Genomic DNA, 15,102 nt, shown 5'->3' with positions numbered 1-15,102 from the left:
GCCAATCCGGAAGCCTTCCTGAGGGGCGCGTGCCTAGTTCGGCGAGACCGCGACCCCCCAGGGCAGAAGCCCCACGGGGATGCTCTTCACCACCTTCTCGGCCGCCACGTCCACCACCGAGATGTCGTTCGAGGAGCCGTTGGTGGAGAACAGCAGCTTCTGGTCCGGCGTGAAGGCGAGCTGCCAGACGCGCTGGCCCACGGGCAGGTACTTCTCCACCGCGTAGGTCTTGGCGTCGATCACCGCGATGCGGTTGGCCGGGCCGAGCGCCACGAAAGCCTTGGTGCCGTCCTTGGTGATGCGGATGCCGACGGGCTGGATCGCCTCGTCGTTCACGCTCGGGATCTTGAAGGTGATCTTCTTGATCACCCGGCGGGCGGCGACGTCGATGACGCTGATGGTGCCGCCGACCTCGGCCGAGACCCAGAGATACTTCCCGTCCGCCGTGAACTCGGCGAAGCGCGGGCGGGCATCGACCAGCACGTTGTCGATCACCGCGAAGGTCGTGGTGTCGATGAAGTGCGCCATGTTGGTGGTCTCGGAGGTGTTCACCAGGATCTTGCCGTCCGGCGACAGGCCCATGCCCTCCGGCTCGACACCCACCGGCACCTCGGCCAGGACCTTGTTTTTCTCGACGTCGATGACGGTGACCTGGCTGTCGTCCTCGTTGGCGACGTAGAGCAGGTTGCCCTGGGGGCCGAGGATGAACTGCTCCGGGTCGGGGCCGGAGCGCAGCGAGCGCACCACCTTGCCGGTGCTGGTGTCGAGCACGTCGATGCGGTCGTCGTCGCTGGCGCAGACGAAGAGTTCCTTGCCGTCCTTGCTGGTGGTGACGCCGCGCGGACGCCGGCCGACCTTCCAGGTGCCGGTCACCGCCATCGTCTCGGTGTCGATGACGCTGACGGAGTTGCCCTTCTCGTTGGTGACGTAGACCGTATAGGCCTGCGCCGGCGACACGCCGGCGAGCGACAGGCCCGCCAACGACGGGCCGGCCAGCAAGGCCAGGCCCAGTACCGTACCGGGCGCGCCTGCCCTGAAGCCGCGGCTCATGGGGTTCCTCCTCGGGGCCATCGCTGTGTCGTGCGCGATTGATCGGGCGTTACTATAGTGCAGCCCCGTCTCACGGGGAGCGCGGGACTGCAAGCGGGCACAGGACCGCGTTGCCGCAGGCGGTCGCGGATCGGCCGGGGCCTCCCGCGAACGTGAGGGCTCAATCCGCGAACTTGCAGGTGGTTTCCGGCAGGTCGATGCCGAGGGTGTCGAGCGGCGTGCGCTGGTGGGTGAAGCCCTGCTCGGGCGCCACCGAGACCAGGGCCTTGGGCTGCACCACGATGAGGGGCTGGCGCAGCTGGTGGTCCCAGGGGCGGTAGGTCAGGGAGACGCCCTTGTAGGCCGGCAGGCTGAAGGTCGGCTCGGCGAAATAGGGGGCCAGCACCGCCGGATCGGCGGTCTTCTTTTGAGTCGCCGCCTCGCCCACCGAGCGCACCGCCGCCCAGGCCTGGTAATCGAGGGGCCGCATCAGGCGGCCGCTCTGGCGCCGGAACCGGTTCTGGGCCTGGGCCGCCCCCCAGGTCTCCAGCATCGGGTGCCAGGTGGTGGCGATCAGCCCCTGCGTGCCGGCCACCGGGCGCGGGTCCACGGTGCGGAACGGAACGTAGTCGCCCCAGTCGCCGGCCTCGTCGGCCACCACGGCGAGGTCGTAGTCCACCCCCCGCGTGAAGACCATCGCCTCGGAGCGGGTCGGCGTGTCGCCCCGCGCCTTGGCGAGCGGCCCGAAGGTCCAGGGCTTCTCGGCGTTGATCTTGAGGGCGAACTTCCGGGCCGAGTTCTTGAACGCTTCGGCATAGAGCCGGTCGTTCTCCTGCGGCCCGACGATGAGGAACATCTTGCGCCAGCGCATCAGGGTGAAGAACTGCGCCAGGGCGTCGGTCTGCATCGCCCGGCTGGGGATGACGTGGAAGACGTTGCGCCGGCAATCGGCCCCGCGCAGGCGATCGTCGGGCGCCGCGATGTTGAAGACCGTGACGCCCTGCCCCTTGAGCGCGTCCGCGACGGCGAGCACCTCGTCCGCCGGCAGCGCCACGACGAGGTAGCGGATGCCCCGCCCCGCGAGGTCGCGGGCCGCCGCCACGGCCTTCTGGCCGCCGTCGCTGCCCGAGCCGGGCTCCAGGGCGACCTCGTCCAGCCGGTAGGTCTGCTTGGTGAAGCGGCCGGTGTTGTTGTTGTCCTTCACCGCCATCCGGGCGCCGGCCACGCCCTCGTCCTCCGGCACGGCCTCCGCGTCGTAGGACGAAGGCGCCACCTCCGGCCGGTAGATGAACCCGATCGCGGTCTCGCTCGGGACGATCGCGGGCGCGGCCACGGATCCCTGGGCCGCGGTTTCCTTGGCAACGGGTTCCTGGGCCCGTGCGGCCGGGACGCCGGTGAAGCCGAGGCCGAAGAGGCCGAGGGCGAGCGGGGCGAGGAGGATGCGGGCAGGATTGTGCATGTGGCCGGCAGGCTAACAACATTGCGGACCCGCGCTCAATCGCGGATTGATAAGGGCTTTCTAAGGGCTTCGACCCGGCCCCTCGGGAAGGTGCGGGATCGAGCCCCGGCCGCGTGCGACAAGGGGGCGCCCGTCCGTTTCGCGGCCGTTTCATACGGCGCCCTCAATCGCGCGGAACCGCAAATCGTGCGGAACGGATGGCGCGGGCGGGATCGCGGACCGTGCCGGCGCGTTTCCCGAGCCCCGTCGCTTCCGGCGTCCTGCGGAGAGTTCTCCCCATGGTCCTGTCTTCCAGGGTCCAGTCTTCCATGATCCGGTCTTGCACGGATCGGTCTTCGGTGCCGTCCCCGGCCCGCTCCCGCGTGGGATGGGCCCTCGCCGTCCTGACGGCGGCCGGTGCCCTCGCCGCTCCGGCGCAGGCCGCTCCGGAGAAGGCCGCCATCTTCGGCGTCGAATTGTTCGATCCCGGCGTGGTCGGCGGCCGCAAGGCCCGGCCCGACGAGGTCCGGCGCCTCGGGCTGGTCACCGACGAGTTGCGCAAGGCGCTCGGGGACAGCGTCGAGCCGGTCGACGTGGCGCCCCAGGCCGCCGAGATCGCCAAGCAGGCGCCGCTCTACAAGTGCGACGGCTGCGCCGCCGCCATCGCCAAGACCCTCGGGGCCGACCTCGCGGTCAGCGGCTACGTCGAGAAGGGGTCCAACCAGATCTTCAACCTCACCGTCACCATCGCGGAATCGGCCACCGGCAAGGTCATCCGCGGCGGCCGCGTGGTGATCCGCGCCGACACCGACGACACCTGGGCCCATGCCATGCGCTGGGTGGTGAAGAATCGCATCCTGGCCGAGCCGCTCCCGAACCGGTCGTGATCGGGCAAGCTTTCGACGCCGGGGGGTTTCCCTTCCTCCGGTCCATGCGCTAGGCCCCGTTCAGGCCGGAAGCTCCCGCTCGAGGCCGAACCTGCCCCGGCCGCGCCGTCACGGGTGCGGCGCTTCCCGACCCGGGCGTCGTCGTTGGTCCATCCCGAGCAACCGAAACCCGCGCTGATGTCCTCGTCCCGCGCCTGCCCCCCCTTCGCTTCCGACGCGTCCGTGCCGCGCCTCCTCGTGAGCGTGCGGGACGCGGACGAGGCCGTCCTGGCCGCCCGCGCGGGCGCCGACCTCGTCGATGCCAAGGACCCCGACCGCGGGGCGCTCGGCGCCCTCCCGCCCGACCGCGTCCGCGCCATCGTGGCGCGGGTCGCGGGCGAAGCGCGCACCAGCGCGGTGGCGGGCGAGCCGGACCGGCCGGCCCTGCGCCCCTGCATCGACGCCATGGCGGCGACCGGCGTCGGCTTCGTGAAGGTGGCGGTGCGGGCCGCGTGGTCGGACGACGATCTTGCCGAGGCCGCCGGCGCCGCGCCGGGCCGCCTGATCGCGGTGCTGTTCGCCGAGGCGGGCGGCGCCCTCGACCTCGTGCCGCGCCTGGCGCGCGCCGGATTCGTCGGGGCCATGATCGACACCGCCGCCAAGGACGGCCGCCGCCTCACCGACCACCTGCCCCTGCCGGCCCTGGCGGCCTTCACCCGGACCTGCCGGGCGCACGGCCTGGTCTCGGGCCTCGCCGGCTCCCTGGCGCTCGCCGACATCGCCGTCCTGGGCCCCCTCGGGGCGGGCTATCTCGGGTTTCGCGGCGGCCTCTGCGCGGCAAGCGACCGCAGGGGCGGTCTCGATCCCGCCCGGGTGGCGGAGGCGGTGCGCCTCCTGCGCGCCCAGTCCCGGCGGGACGCCGCCTGATGGGCGCGGGCACCGCCCCGACCGTGGTAAAGATCGGCGGCAGCCTCGTCGCCGATGCCCGCCGCCTGCGGGCGCAGCTCGTGCGCCTCGCCGACGGCGAACTCGGCCCCTGCCTCCTCGTGCCCGGGGGCGGCCCCTTCGCCGACGCGGTGCGGACGACGCAGAGCGCGCTGGGCTTTCCCGACGCCCTCGCCCATCGCCTCGCCCTCGACGCCATGGGTCACATGGCCGAGATTGTTTCGGAATTGGAGCCGCGTCTCGTCGTCGCCCGCGACCTCGCGGCCATCGCGGACGCCCTCGCGGCCGGGCGGGTCCCGGTCTGGGACCCCGTCGCCCTCAAGGCCGGGCATCCCGACATTCCGGAAACCTGGGAGGTCACCTCCGACAGCCTCGCGCTCTGGCTCGCCGGCGCCGTAGAGGCGCCGCTCTGCCTCCTGGTGAAGTCGGTCGACCGCCCCTTGCGCACCCGCTGGACCGACCTCGCCCGGATGGGTCTGGTCGATGCGGCCTTCCCGGCCTTCGCCGAACGCTATCCCGGGCGCATCGAGATCCTCGGCCCCGGCACGGATTTGCGGAGGGCCGCCGCATGAGCACCCCGACGCCATCCGGGCCGGTCCCGCCGGCGCAGGGCTCGCCCGAGCACCTCGTCTTCATCACCGGCCGCATGGCCAAGGCGCGCCTGGAGAAGGTCGCCGCCACGCTGCCGCCGGAGCGCTACGCCTGGAGCATCGCCGATGCGGGCGTGAAGGTCGCCGCCCTGATGACGGAGGAGATCATCCGCCGCCGGGTGACGATTCCCGAGGGCGCCACCCGCATCGTCCTGCCCGGGCGCTGCCGGGCCAATCCGGAGGCGCTGGCCGCGCATTTCGGCTTGCCGGTGGAGCGCGGCCCCGACGAGATCGTCGACCTGCCGGCCTATCTGGGACTCGCCGGGCGCCAGGTGGACCTGTCGCGTCACGACCTGCGCATCTTCTCCGAGATCGTCGACGCCTCGAAGATGACGCCCGAGCAGATCCTGGCCAAGGGCCTCGACCTCGCCCGGCGCGGGGCCGACGTGATCGACCTCGGCGGCCTGCCCGACACCGACTTCCCGCATCTCGAGGATTGCGTTCGGTTGCTGAAGGGCGCCGGACTGAAGGTGAGCGTCGATTCGTTCTCCCTCGACGAGCTGACGCGCGGGGCCCGGGCGGGAGCCGACTACCTGCTCAGCCTCAACGAGCAGACCCTGGATCTGGCCTTCGAGACCGACGCCGTGCCGGTGCTGGTGCCGGTGCGGCCCGACGACCTGCCCTCCCTCGACCGGGCCATCGAACGCATGGAGAAGGCCGGGCGGCCCTACATGGCCGACCCGATCCTGGAGCCGATCCATTTCGGCTTCGTCGAGTCGATCACCCGCTACCACGAGACCCGGCGGCGCTGGCCCGGCATCGAGATGATGATGGGCACCGGCAACCTCACCGAGCTGACCGAGGCCGACAGCCTCGGCGTCACCGCCCTGCTGGTGGGCATGTGTTCGGAGCTCGCCATCCGCAACGTGCTCATCGTCCAGGTCTCGAACCACACCCGCCGCACGGTGGAGGAGCACGACGCCGCCCGACGGGTGATGTTCGCGGCCCGTGCCGATTCGGCCCTGCCCAAGGGCTATGGCCGGAGCCTGCTGGCGCTCCACGACAAGCGGCCCTATGTGCAGACCCCGGACGAGATCGCGATGCAGGCGGCCGAGGTGAAGGACCCGAACTACCGCATCGCCGTGGCCGAGGACGGCATCCACGTGTTCAACCGCGACGTCCACGCGATCGGCACCGACGCGATGGCGTTCTTCCCCGACCTCCAGAGAACCGGCGACCTGGCGAGCGACGGCGCCCACGCCTTCTATCTCGGCGGAGAGCTGACCAAGGCCGAGACTGCCTGGCGGCTGGGCAAGCGCTACGTGCAGGACGAGGCCCTGGCCTGGGGCGCGGCCGCCGATGCCGAGGTGGAGGACACCACCGCCTTCAAGAAGGCCGGGCACACGAAGCATTCCGGGCCGTCCGCCGCCGAGACGGCCGCCCGCGACGCGACCCCGGTCGAGGCCGGCGCGGCCTCGCCGGAAACCACCGGGCCGGATCGGACGCCGGCCGCCGACGCGGTGTCGGAGACGCCCCCGGACGCGGACGCGCGCATCGTCTGCGGCAAGCTCGTGCCGGCAGGCGAGCGCGTGCCGGCGGGCGAGGCCTGATCCCGTGCCGCTGATCCTCGAGACCGTGGTGACCACCACCGCCCGCGACGGCGCGCTGCACCTGGTGCCGTTCGGGCTGATCCAGGACGGGGCGGACTGGATCCTGGCCCCGTTCCGGCCCTCCCCCACCATCCTCAACCTCGCCGACACCCCGGTCTTCGCCGCCTCGAGCCCCAGCGACGTGCGGGTGATCGCCGGCGCCGTCACCGGCCGGCGCGACTGGGCGACCCTGCCCTGCGACCGGATCGCCGGGCGCCGCCTCGCCGAGAGCTTCGGCCATGCGGAGTTCGAGGTGGTGGCGATCGAGGACGACCCGGTGCGGCCGCGTTACCGGGGACGGATGGTCCATTCGGCCGCGCACATGCCGTTCTTCGGCTATAACCGGGCGCAGGCGGCGGTGCTGGAGGCGGCGATCCTCTCCACCCGCCTGCACATGCTGGAGCCCGACAAGATCCTGACCGAGATGCGCTACCACGCCATCGCGATCGCCAAGACCGCCGGGCCCGCCGAGCGCGAGGCCTGGGACTGGATCGAGGATAAGGTCGCTGCGGCCCTCGGCCGCGACGACCGCATCCTCGAGCGTTCCCCCCCAGCACCCTAGACTGTGCTTTCCCGAGGAGACGAGGACCCGATGAAGCTACTCACTCTGGCGACCGTGGCGGCCTTCGCCGTCGTGTCGTTCGGCGCCCAGGCGCACGGCCCGACCCGCAAGAAGGTCGAGGAGACCGTCGAGATCAACGCGGCTCCCGACAAGGTCTGGGCCGTGATCGGCAACTTCCAGGACATGAGCTGGCTGCCGCCGGTCGAGAAGACCGAGGGCAAGGGCGGCAACGAGGTCAAGGCGACCCGGACGCTGACGCTCAAGGGCGGCGCCACCGTCGACGAAGAGCTGTACAAGTACTCCGCCGAGAAGATGAGCTACTCGTACCGGATCACCAAGGTCGACGTGAAGACCCTGCCGGTGAACGACTACTCCTCCACCCTCAAGGTCGAGGATGCCGGCGGCGGCAAGTCCAAGGTCGTCTGGGACGGCGCCTTCTACCGCGGCTACATGAACAACGATCCGCCGCCCGAGCTCAACGACGAGGCCTCCCAGAAGGCCGTGCGCGGCCTCTATCGCACGGGCCTCGACGCCCTCAAGGCCAAGCTCGAGAAGAGCGGTTCTTGATCGCTCCACGTTCGAGAACGGGGACGGGCCGGCGCTTCGCCGGCCCTCTCCTCCCCGGCCTACCACGCTTTGGCCCCACGTCTCTCGGCCGCACACGTCTCGGCCTCCCGCTTCTCGGCCTGCTGCTGCTCGGCGCGCCGGCCTGGGCCGACGAGGCCCTCGTCACCGCGCAGGGCGCCAACACCCTGGCGATCGTCGATCTCGAAGCCGGCAGCGTGGCCGCCCAGATTCCCATCGACGGCGCGCCCGCCGGCATCGCCCTCTCCCCCGGCCGCCGGACCGCCTTCGTCACCCGCCCCGAGGGGCCGGGCCTCGCCGTGGTCGATCTCGCCACCCGCACGGTGACGGGCACCCTCGCCCTGCCCGGCGGGCCGCTGGGCATCGCGGTCAATCCGAAATCCGGCGCCGTCTACGTGGCCGACTGGTACGGCAGCCGCATCTTCGTGGTTTCGCCCGACGGCACGACGCTGGTGACCGAGATCCAGGTCGGCGCCTCCCCGTCCGGCCTCGCCGTGACTCCCGACGGCGCCACGCTGCTGGTCGCCAACCGCGAGGGCGATTCGGTCTCGGTGGTCGACGTCGCCACGGCCCGGGAAGTCCAGAAGATCCCGGTCGGCCAGCATCCGTTCGGCATCACCCTCGATGCCGAAGGCGCCCGCGCCTACACCGCCAACGTGACCTCGAACGACGTCTCGGTGATCGACGTGCCCGGCCGGCTCGAGATCGGACGGGTGACCACCGGCGAGCGGCCCTACGTGATCGCGCTGGCCGGCCCGCGCGGCTTCGTCACCGACCAGTATTCGGGCACCGTCACGGTGTTCAACCTGAAGACGCTGACCAACGTCGCCGCCATCGAGGTCGGCGACCACCCCGAGGGCATCGCGGCCTCCCGCGACGGCCGCACCCTCACGGTGGCGAACTGGGGCTCGAACACCCTGAGTCTGATCGACGCGACCACGCTCAAGGTGACGGGCGAGATCAAGGTCCCGGACGGGCCGCGCGCGTTCGGGGATTTCTTGCGGTGAGTGTCGGAGGCGGGGTGCGCTGCGCGTGAGGGGCCGGACCGGGCGGAGAGAGGGTACGAGTCTGTCGCCCCGAAGCGGACATTCGTCGGCCACTCGGAGTGCTCGCACGCGGTACACCGCCTGCGCTCCCACCGGCTTCGGCGCGGACGTGCGGGGGGGCGTCCACGAGGCCCTGTCGTCATGTCAGCTCAGCTCTGCTGCAGATGAAGCGAGGGTGCATATCGACGTCTAGATTCGAGGTCGCTAGATTGCCGATCTCGAAATTCGTTCGGGTCGACATCCCGCCACTGCCTCACGGTTTCAGCAGCACGGGCGTGATGTGCGCGTCACGCCGCTGCGCCAAAGGAAGCGGCTCGCGATTAGACGGTCTGAGACGGTGGCGCGGAGCCGCCCGTCGCCACATCCTGCGAGATGCTCATGCGTGCCGTTACCTACACCGAAGGCGCCCGGATCGATGCGCCGGACGCCCTCCTGGACACGACTTTCCCCGATCCTGTTCCAACCGGACGCGACCTCCTCGTGCGCGTGGAGGCGGTCTCGGTGAACCCGATCGACACGAAGGTGCGTCAGGGCGCCTACAAGCAAGGCTGCGAACCGAAGATCCTCGGCTGGGATGCGGCCGGGATCGTGGTCTCCGTCGGACCGGAGGCGCGCCTGTTCAAGCCCGGCGATGCGGTGTTCTATGCCGGAGCGCTCGACCGGCCGGGTAGCAACGCCGCGTTCCAATGCGTGGACGAGCGCCTCGTCGGTGCCAAGCCGGCCACCCTCGATTTTGCCGCCGCCGCGGCGCTGCCGCTCACGGCCCTGACCGCCTGGGAGATGCTGTTCGACCGGCTCGACGTCGCCAAGCCCGTGCCGGGTGCCGCACCGGCGATCCTAATCGTCGGCGGCGCCGGCGGTGTCGGCTCGATCGCGATTCAGCTCGCCCGGCAGCTTACGGATCTCACCGTGATCGCCACGGCGTCGCGCCCGGAGACGGCGCAATGGTGCCGGGACCTCGGGGCCCACCACGTGATCGACCATGCGAAGCCCCTCGCCGCCGAGGTCGCGGCGCTCGGTCTTCCCGGCGAGCCCGGGTTCGTATTCGCGACTACGCAGACCGGTGCGCATCTCCCGCAGATCATCGAGCTCCTCGCGCCGCAAGGACGCCTCGGCCCGATCGACGACCCCGAGACCCTGGACGTGATGCCGCTCAAGCCCAAGAGCCTGTCGCTGCATTGGGAGCTGATGTTCACCCGCTCGCTGTTCCAGACCGCCGACATGGAACGACAGCACGCGATCCTGACCGAGATCGCCCGCCTGATCGATGCGGGACGGCTGCACACGACGTTGAGCGAGACCTTCGGTCCGATCAACGCCTCCAACCTGGCACGCGCCCACGCGCTCATCGAGAGCGGGAAGGCAAGGGGCAAGGTCGTCCTCGCCGGGTTCAGCGACTAAGCCGGCAGGCGAAGCGTCCCGGCTCGGAACCGAGACGCTTCCTGCATCAGCCCGAGATGCCTCCGCGTCGTGGCCTGGACTAACGCTATTTCGACGTCGGCTCTGATGCCGCAGCCACTCGAAAGCGGACCTGCGGAAATCCACCCCACCCAAACGTAGCCCATCCTCCACCAAGCTGGCGCGAAGCGAAGCTTCCGGGGTGGCAAACGGATGGGACCGGGCATCAAGCTCCGACCGCGAGAGCCTGCGACCCCCTGCCCCTCAGGCCGCCGCGGGCGGCTCCGGGGCGTCGGGCTCCACGGGCGAGTTGAGGATGTCCTCCAGCTCGTCCACCAGCATGTCGATCTGGTCCTGCGTCGCCAGCACCCGCACGGTCTGGCCGGTTTCGGTGGCGAGGGCGAGCTCGATGCCGCCGCTGGAGCGGGTGGCGAGGATGCGGGCGAGTTTCTGCGGCGTGCTCATGCGCGGGGTCTCTCCAGGGGATCAGGACGGATCGGCGGCCAGCAGCGCCACGGCGACGGCGGGGCCGCAGGTGGAGGCCCAGTCGGCCCCGGCCTCGGCGAGGCGGCCGGCGATCAGGTCGGTGAAGGCGACGACCGGCCGTCCGAGGCGCGCGGCCAGGCGTTCGGCGAGGAAGCGGCCGGCGCCGCACGCCACCACGGGCGCCGCGTCCGGCAGGGGCCGCTGCGAGAGCACCAGGGCCGCCGCATCGTGCAGCAGCCGGAGCTGACGTTCTGCGAAATGGGCCGCCAGGGCGCGCCACTCGGCGGCGCTGCCCTCGTCGCGGTCGCGGCCGACGATGCGGGCGAGGCGGGTCTCGCTCTCGGGAATCGACTTGCCCTTGAGGTCGACGCTGTGCTGCTGGTCGGCGCCCTCCGGCAGGTCGCCGAGGATGCGATGGATGTCGGCGGCCGTGGCGAAGGTCTCGGCCATCAGACCGGTGCGCCGGCCCCGGAACGGGGCGTGGTCGGCCAGCGCCACGAGATGCGAGCGCACGACCCCGGTATAGACGAGTTCCCCCGTCTCCAGGCGCTCGGCGTCGCTGTAGCCGGCCGCCACCGGCACCCCGGCGGCGATCGGGATCAAGTCGGCCGTGGTGGAGCCGATATCGACGAGGAGCCCGTCGGCGACGTGGCGGCCGATCAGGGCGGCGGTGGCGTGCCAGTTCGCCGAGGCGATGTCGGCGGCGTGCGCCGCGGCGGCTTCGGGGGCGAGGAGGCCGGACCGGCCGGCATAGATCCGCACCCGGCCGGTGAGGGTCGCCTCGGCCCAGGCGGAAATCTGCCGCACGCCGTCGGTGCGGCCGGCGAAGCAGTCGGTGAGTTCCCCCGTCATGGTGACGACGTGATCGGCCGTGTCCCGCGCCCAGTCGGGCAACTGCGCCAGGGTCTCGTCGAGGGCGGGAAGCCCCCGCCAGAGGCGGCAGGGCGCCTGCACCACGGCCGCGACGCGGCCGTCGCGGACCAGGGCCGCCTTGACATGGACCCCGCCGAGATCCCAGCCGATCACCGGCGTGTCAGGGGATGGAGTCTGTGGGGTCACGGGCGGGCCTGAACACGGGAGAAAGCCGGATGGCGGACGAATTCGAGATCATTCCGGTGCTCGACCTGCGCCACGGAACGGTGGTGCGGGCGCGGGCCGGAGACCGTGCTTCCTATGCCCCGATCGTGACGCCCTTGGCAAAGGGGTCGGCGCCGGCGGACGTCGCCCGCGGGCTCCTGGCGGCGGTGCCGGCCCGCATCCTCTACGTGGCCGACCTCGACGCGATCGTCGACCGCGCGGCCCCCGACCGGGCGAGCCTCGCCGCGATCGCGGCCGCCTGCCCCGGCATCACCCTCTGGGTCGATGCGGGATTTTCCGGGCCGGCCGGGGTCGAGGCCTTCCTGGCGACCGGTCTCGGCCGGCCGGTGATCGGCAGCGAGAGCCAGGCCGACGAAGGGCTCGTGCGCGCCCTGGGGGAGCGTGCCGTGTTCTCGCTCGATACGCGGGAGGGCGAGCGCCTCGGGCCGTCCAGCCTGCACGACACGCCGGCCCACTGGCCGCGCGACGTCATCGTGATGACCCTCGGGCGGATCGGCGTCGGGGCGGGGCCGGACCTCGACCGTCTGGCGGCGGTGGCGGCGTCGAGCCCGGCGACGCGCCTCTACGCGGCGGGCGGTGTGCGGGGCCCGGCGGATGTGGAGGTCCTGCGCCGCCGCGGCGTGGCCGGCGCCCTCGTGGCCTCCGCCATCCATGACGGGACGCTGCGCGGCTGAGGGCGCGCCCAAAAAAGAGGGGCGGCCCGAAGGCCGCCCCGTCTCATGTTCATCGTCCGAGGAAGATGGAAGCCAGTCGCTGGAGCAGGCCCCGCGGTGCGGGCGGAGGCGCGCTCTGCCCAGGACTGCCCCCGATCTAAGCGTTCGACGCGAAGGGGTGCGACGCGGAGTTGCGCTGCTCGGTGACGACGGCAGCGGTGGGCTCGCCCTTGACGGCGCGCTCGATGGAGAGCTTCACGGCGTCGTAGTTGTACTTCTGGATCTTGGCGTCGTCGGCCGCTTCCCAGTGAATGAACACGCCGACCAGGATGAACAGGTCGTCGGCCTCATCGGCGGGAATCGTGCCCTCGGCCACGCAATCCTGAACGGCCTTGGCGACACCGTGCTGGGCAGGGCCGAACATCTGGACGGCCTGACGGGCGTCGTTGATGGTGACCTTGTTGAACATCAGGGTGTTGGGCTTGCAGGGCAGGTTCGGCGCGATGACCGCGAGCAGGCTGGTGAAGCCGTGCTTGTTGTTCACGAGGCCGTTGCAGAAAGCGGCCTCGGCCGGCGAACCGCGCGGTCCGATGATCAGATCGATGTGGGCGACTTCGTTGCCATCGCCGACGAGGGCTTCGCCGACCAGAACCTTGTTGATCTTCGCCATGTGGGGTTTCTCCCAAAGTCTTGAAAAGACGTGGCCGCTCCCGAGCTCAGGGGGCGGCCGGCAGCTATCCTTGTTCACGGCGTCCAGTCCATCGAGGGACCGGACCGGTTAGCCCGGATCGCGGCGCGGACCCTACTCTGGGGTCCGGCCGGGAACAACCCTGCGCAGCCCGGTCGGCTTGGCAATTTATTCATCGGTGGACGGAACCTTCCCGAGAGGCCGTGAAATCCCGGTCGATCGGCCGGATTCAGGCTTCGGCCCGGAGGAGGCGATCGAGGAACAGCGTCGCCACCGTGAAGTCCGCGCTGGTGCCCGGATTGAGTCGGGCCGCCTTCCAGGCGCGGTCCCGGTCGAGGAGGGCGTCCACGGGGGCCGCGGCGAGATCGAGGGCGAGCAGCGCCTCGGCCTCGGCCCGCAGGGCCTCCGCCCGGTCGGGGCCGTGCTTGCGCGCCACGTGGCTGTCGGGCACCCGGCCGAGATAGGCGAGATACAGGGCGGTGGTGCACCAGGGAGGGGCGAGGCCCCGCGCCCGGGCCGCGGCCAGGGCCGGCAGGCCGATGGCGAACAGATCGGCGAAGCCCGTCACGTAGGCCCGCGCGATGGCGTCGCGCGGGGCGGCCTCCGCCATGGCGGCCCGAAGCGAGGCGGGGCCTTGTGGATCGGGACCCTGCGAATCGGTGACGTCGTAGCGCTCGGCCCGGCCGAGGCCGCCCGGATTGGCCCGGCGGATCGCCGCGAAGACGTCGCGGGCATCGGCGGCGTCGAAGCCGTCGAGCACGGTGGCGAGGGCGGCCCGCAGCGGAGGGGCGGTCTCCGCCGCCCGGGCGAGGGGCGCGCAGAGGAGCAGGATGCCGAGATTGGTGTTCTGGCCGACGCGGTCCATCGTCGCCTCGACGGCCCGGAGCACCCGCCGGCCGACCGGCGCGCCCGCCTCGGCCAGGGCCGGAGCCGAGACCTCGGCGCTCGTCACGAAATCCGCCACCGCCATGCGGTGGCCGTCGGCGAAGGCGTGGACGTTGCCGGGCTTCAGGGCGTCGAGCTCGTCGAGGCAGCTCGCGCGGTAGGCGGCGGCGACGGTCCCGGGTGCGATCATCCGAGGGCCGAGACGAGGCGGGGCGGACGGGCGGCCCGCACGGCGTTGAGGAAGCCGCGGGCGACGGCGAGGGCGATGTCGACCTCGGTGACCTGCTGCAGCCCGGACCAGGCCGGCATCGAGTTCACCTCCAGCACGAGGTAGCCCCCCTGCCCGTCCTCGACGAGGTCGATGCCGGAATAGTCGACGCCGACCGCCGCGGCGGCCCGCTCGGCGAGTTCGGCCGCGGCGGGCGGCATCGTCCAGGGCAGCGGCCGGCCCCCGCGATGGACGTTGGTGATCCAGCCGTCGCCCTCGCGGATCATGCCCGCGATGGCGCGGCCCTCGCAGACGAAGACCCGGTAGTCGCGCCACAGCCCGTCGGTGCGGGCGATGTAGCGCTGCAGGTAGTAGACCCGGGACACCGCCTCCTCGTCGGGCAGGTCCTCGGGGCGCTCGATCAGCTGGAGGCCCTCGCCTTGCGAGCCGAAGAGCGGCTTCAGCACCAGGGGACGGCCGGGGCGGGCCTCCCGGGCCACGACCGCGGCGGCGGCGTCCCGCTTCGAGAGCACGTAGGTCTCCGGGGTCGGCAGGCCGGCCCGGTCGATGAGCAGGCTCGTCATCGCCTTGTCGACCGAGCGCTCGATCGCGCTCGGGGAATTCCACACGGTCGTGCCGCTGGCCACCAGGGCGTGCAGCACGCCCAGGCGCATGGTGGTCGCCTCGAAGGTGCCCCCCGCGATGGTGCGCAGGAGGACGCCGTCCGGCAGGGTCTCGAAGCCGGGCACCCGCAGGGGCTCAGGGCCCCCCGTCACCACTGCGACGTCGGCCATGGAGAACAGCACCGGCGCGGCGCCGAGCTGTTCGAGGGCGGCCCTCAGGCGTGCCTTGTGCCAGTTGCCGTTATCGGCCGCGAGCCCGATCCGCATGCTTTCTCACAACCTCAACGTCGGTTCCCTCTCCCCCCTGCGGGAGAAGGTGGCCCGCGTCAGCAGGTCGGATGAGGGGAGCGCCA

16 protein-coding genes are annotated in these 15,102 nt (G+C 71.6%); 9 read left to right on the top strand and 7 right to left on the bottom strand.

Annotation, left to right across the window (positions count from 1 at the left end):
• Positions 1 to 33: 33 nt before the first annotated feature.
• Together ASF20_RS03055 and ASF20_RS03050 are read right to left on the bottom strand one after the other, a co-directional pair.
• Positions 34 to 1,050 carry a YVTN family beta-propeller repeat protein gene (locus ASF20_RS03055; RefSeq protein ID WP_056220338.1) on the bottom strand — a complete coding sequence of 339 codons (1,017 nt, stop codon included), beginning with the start codon at positions 1,048 to 1,050 and terminating at the stop codon, positions 34 to 36.
• Positions 1,051 to 1,210: 160 nt separating this feature from the next.
• Positions 1,211 to 2,488, bottom strand: coding sequence for an ABC transporter substrate-binding protein (locus ASF20_RS03050; RefSeq protein WP_056270643.1), 1,278 nt, complete (start codon positions 2,486 to 2,488; stop codon positions 1,211 to 1,213).
• A 362-nt stretch (positions 2,489 to 2,850) separates the two neighbouring features.
• Here ASF20_RS03050 and ASF20_RS03045 point away from each other — a divergent pair, with 362 nt between their 5' ends.
• From ASF20_RS03045 to ASF20_RS03010, 8 genes are all read left to right on the top strand, one after another.
• A complete protein-coding gene (locus ASF20_RS03045) occupies positions 2,851 to 3,354 on the top strand; it encodes a DUF3280 domain-containing protein (protein ID WP_056270640.1) in 504 nt (167 codons plus the stop codon).
• A 177-nt stretch (positions 3,355 to 3,531) separates the two neighbouring features.
• Positions 3,532 to 4,260 (top strand): (5-formylfuran-3-yl)methyl phosphate synthase, encoded by a 729-nt coding sequence (locus tag ASF20_RS03040; RefSeq protein WP_056270638.1) that lies wholly within the window; start codon positions 3,532 to 3,534, stop codon positions 4,258 to 4,260.
• Positions 4,260 to 4,850 carry a uridylate kinase gene (locus ASF20_RS03035; RefSeq protein ID WP_056270635.1) on the top strand — a complete coding sequence of 197 codons (591 nt, stop codon included), beginning with the start codon at positions 4,260 to 4,262 and terminating at the stop codon, positions 4,848 to 4,850. The genes ASF20_RS03040 and ASF20_RS03035 overlap by 1 nt, the downstream gene beginning before the upstream one ends.
• Positions 4,847 to 6,478, top strand: coding sequence for a DUF6513 domain-containing protein (locus tag ASF20_RS03030; RefSeq protein ID WP_056270631.1), 1,632 nt, complete (start codon positions 4,847 to 4,849; stop codon positions 6,476 to 6,478). Before ASF20_RS03035 ends, ASF20_RS03030 begins: the two co-directional genes overlap by 4 nt.
• Before the next feature lie 4 nt (positions 6,479 to 6,482).
• The gene (locus ASF20_RS03025; RefSeq protein ID WP_056220330.1) at positions 6,483 to 7,079 is read left to right on the top strand and encodes a DUF447 domain-containing protein; all 597 of its coding nucleotides are present in this window, start codon (positions 6,483 to 6,485) and stop codon (positions 7,077 to 7,079) included.
• 30 nt (positions 7,080 to 7,109) lie between these two features.
• Complete coding sequence (locus ASF20_RS03020) at positions 7,110 to 7,646, top strand: SRPBCC family protein (RefSeq protein ID WP_056220328.1); 537 nt, start codon at positions 7,110 to 7,112, stop codon at positions 7,644 to 7,646.
• A 119-nt stretch (positions 7,647 to 7,765) separates the two neighbouring features.
• Positions 7,766 to 8,671, top strand: coding sequence for a beta-propeller fold lactonase family protein (locus tag ASF20_RS03015; RefSeq protein WP_056270707.1), 906 nt, complete (start codon positions 7,766 to 7,768; stop codon positions 8,669 to 8,671).
• A gap of 417 nt (positions 8,672 to 9,088) precedes the next feature.
• The gene (locus ASF20_RS03010; protein ID WP_056270705.1) at positions 9,089 to 10,111 is read left to right on the top strand and encodes a zinc-binding alcohol dehydrogenase family protein; all 1,023 of its coding nucleotides are present in this window, start codon (positions 9,089 to 9,091) and stop codon (positions 10,109 to 10,111) included.
• A gap of 261 nt (positions 10,112 to 10,372) precedes the next feature.
• Here the strand turns inward: ASF20_RS03010 and ASF20_RS03005 are convergent, their stop codons facing one another.
• Positions 10,373 to 10,573, bottom strand: coding sequence for a hypothetical protein (locus ASF20_RS03005; RefSeq protein WP_056270628.1), 201 nt, complete (start codon positions 10,571 to 10,573; stop codon positions 10,373 to 10,375).
• A 21-nt stretch (positions 10,574 to 10,594) separates the two neighbouring features.
• Positions 10,595 to 11,620 (bottom strand): hydantoinase/oxoprolinase family protein, encoded by a 1,026-nt coding sequence (locus ASF20_RS03000; RefSeq protein WP_244476309.1) that lies wholly within the window; start codon positions 11,618 to 11,620, stop codon positions 10,595 to 10,597.
• A 62-nt stretch (positions 11,621 to 11,682) separates the two neighbouring features.
• Between ASF20_RS03000 and ASF20_RS02995 the strand changes: the two genes are divergently transcribed.
• Positions 11,683 to 12,366, top strand: a complete 684-nt coding sequence (locus tag ASF20_RS02995; protein ID WP_056220320.1) for a HisA/HisF-related TIM barrel protein — start codon at positions 11,683 to 11,685, stop codon at positions 12,364 to 12,366.
• 136 nt (positions 12,367 to 12,502) lie between these two features.
• Here the strand turns inward: ASF20_RS02995 and fae are convergent, their stop codons facing one another.
• The 3 genes from fae to ASF20_RS02980 all read right to left on the bottom strand — a co-directional run bounded on the left by fae (position 12,503) and on the right by ASF20_RS02980 (position 15,016).
• A complete protein-coding gene (fae, locus tag ASF20_RS02990) occupies positions 12,503 to 13,015 on the bottom strand; it encodes a formaldehyde-activating enzyme (protein WP_056220318.1) in 513 nt (170 codons plus the stop codon).
• A 247-nt stretch (positions 13,016 to 13,262) separates the two neighbouring features.
• Positions 13,263 to 14,108, bottom strand: coding sequence for a triphosphoribosyl-dephospho-CoA synthase (locus ASF20_RS02985; RefSeq protein WP_056270626.1), 846 nt, complete (start codon positions 14,106 to 14,108; stop codon positions 13,263 to 13,265).
• Positions 14,105 to 15,016, bottom strand: a complete 912-nt coding sequence (locus tag ASF20_RS02980; RefSeq protein ID WP_056270623.1) for a RimK family alpha-L-glutamate ligase — start codon at positions 15,014 to 15,016, stop codon at positions 14,105 to 14,107. Before ASF20_RS02980 ends, ASF20_RS02985 begins: the two co-directional genes overlap by 4 nt.
• Positions 15,017 to 15,102 lie beyond the last annotated feature (86 nt).

The sequence above is a fragment of the Methylobacterium sp. Leaf88 genome, from assembly GCF_001422795.1.
Lineage (GTDB): Bacteria > Pseudomonadota > Alphaproteobacteria > Rhizobiales > Beijerinckiaceae > Methylobacterium.
The sequence above is the reverse complement of the archived record's forward strand: the minus strand, read 5'-3'. Positions and strand labels throughout refer to the sequence as shown.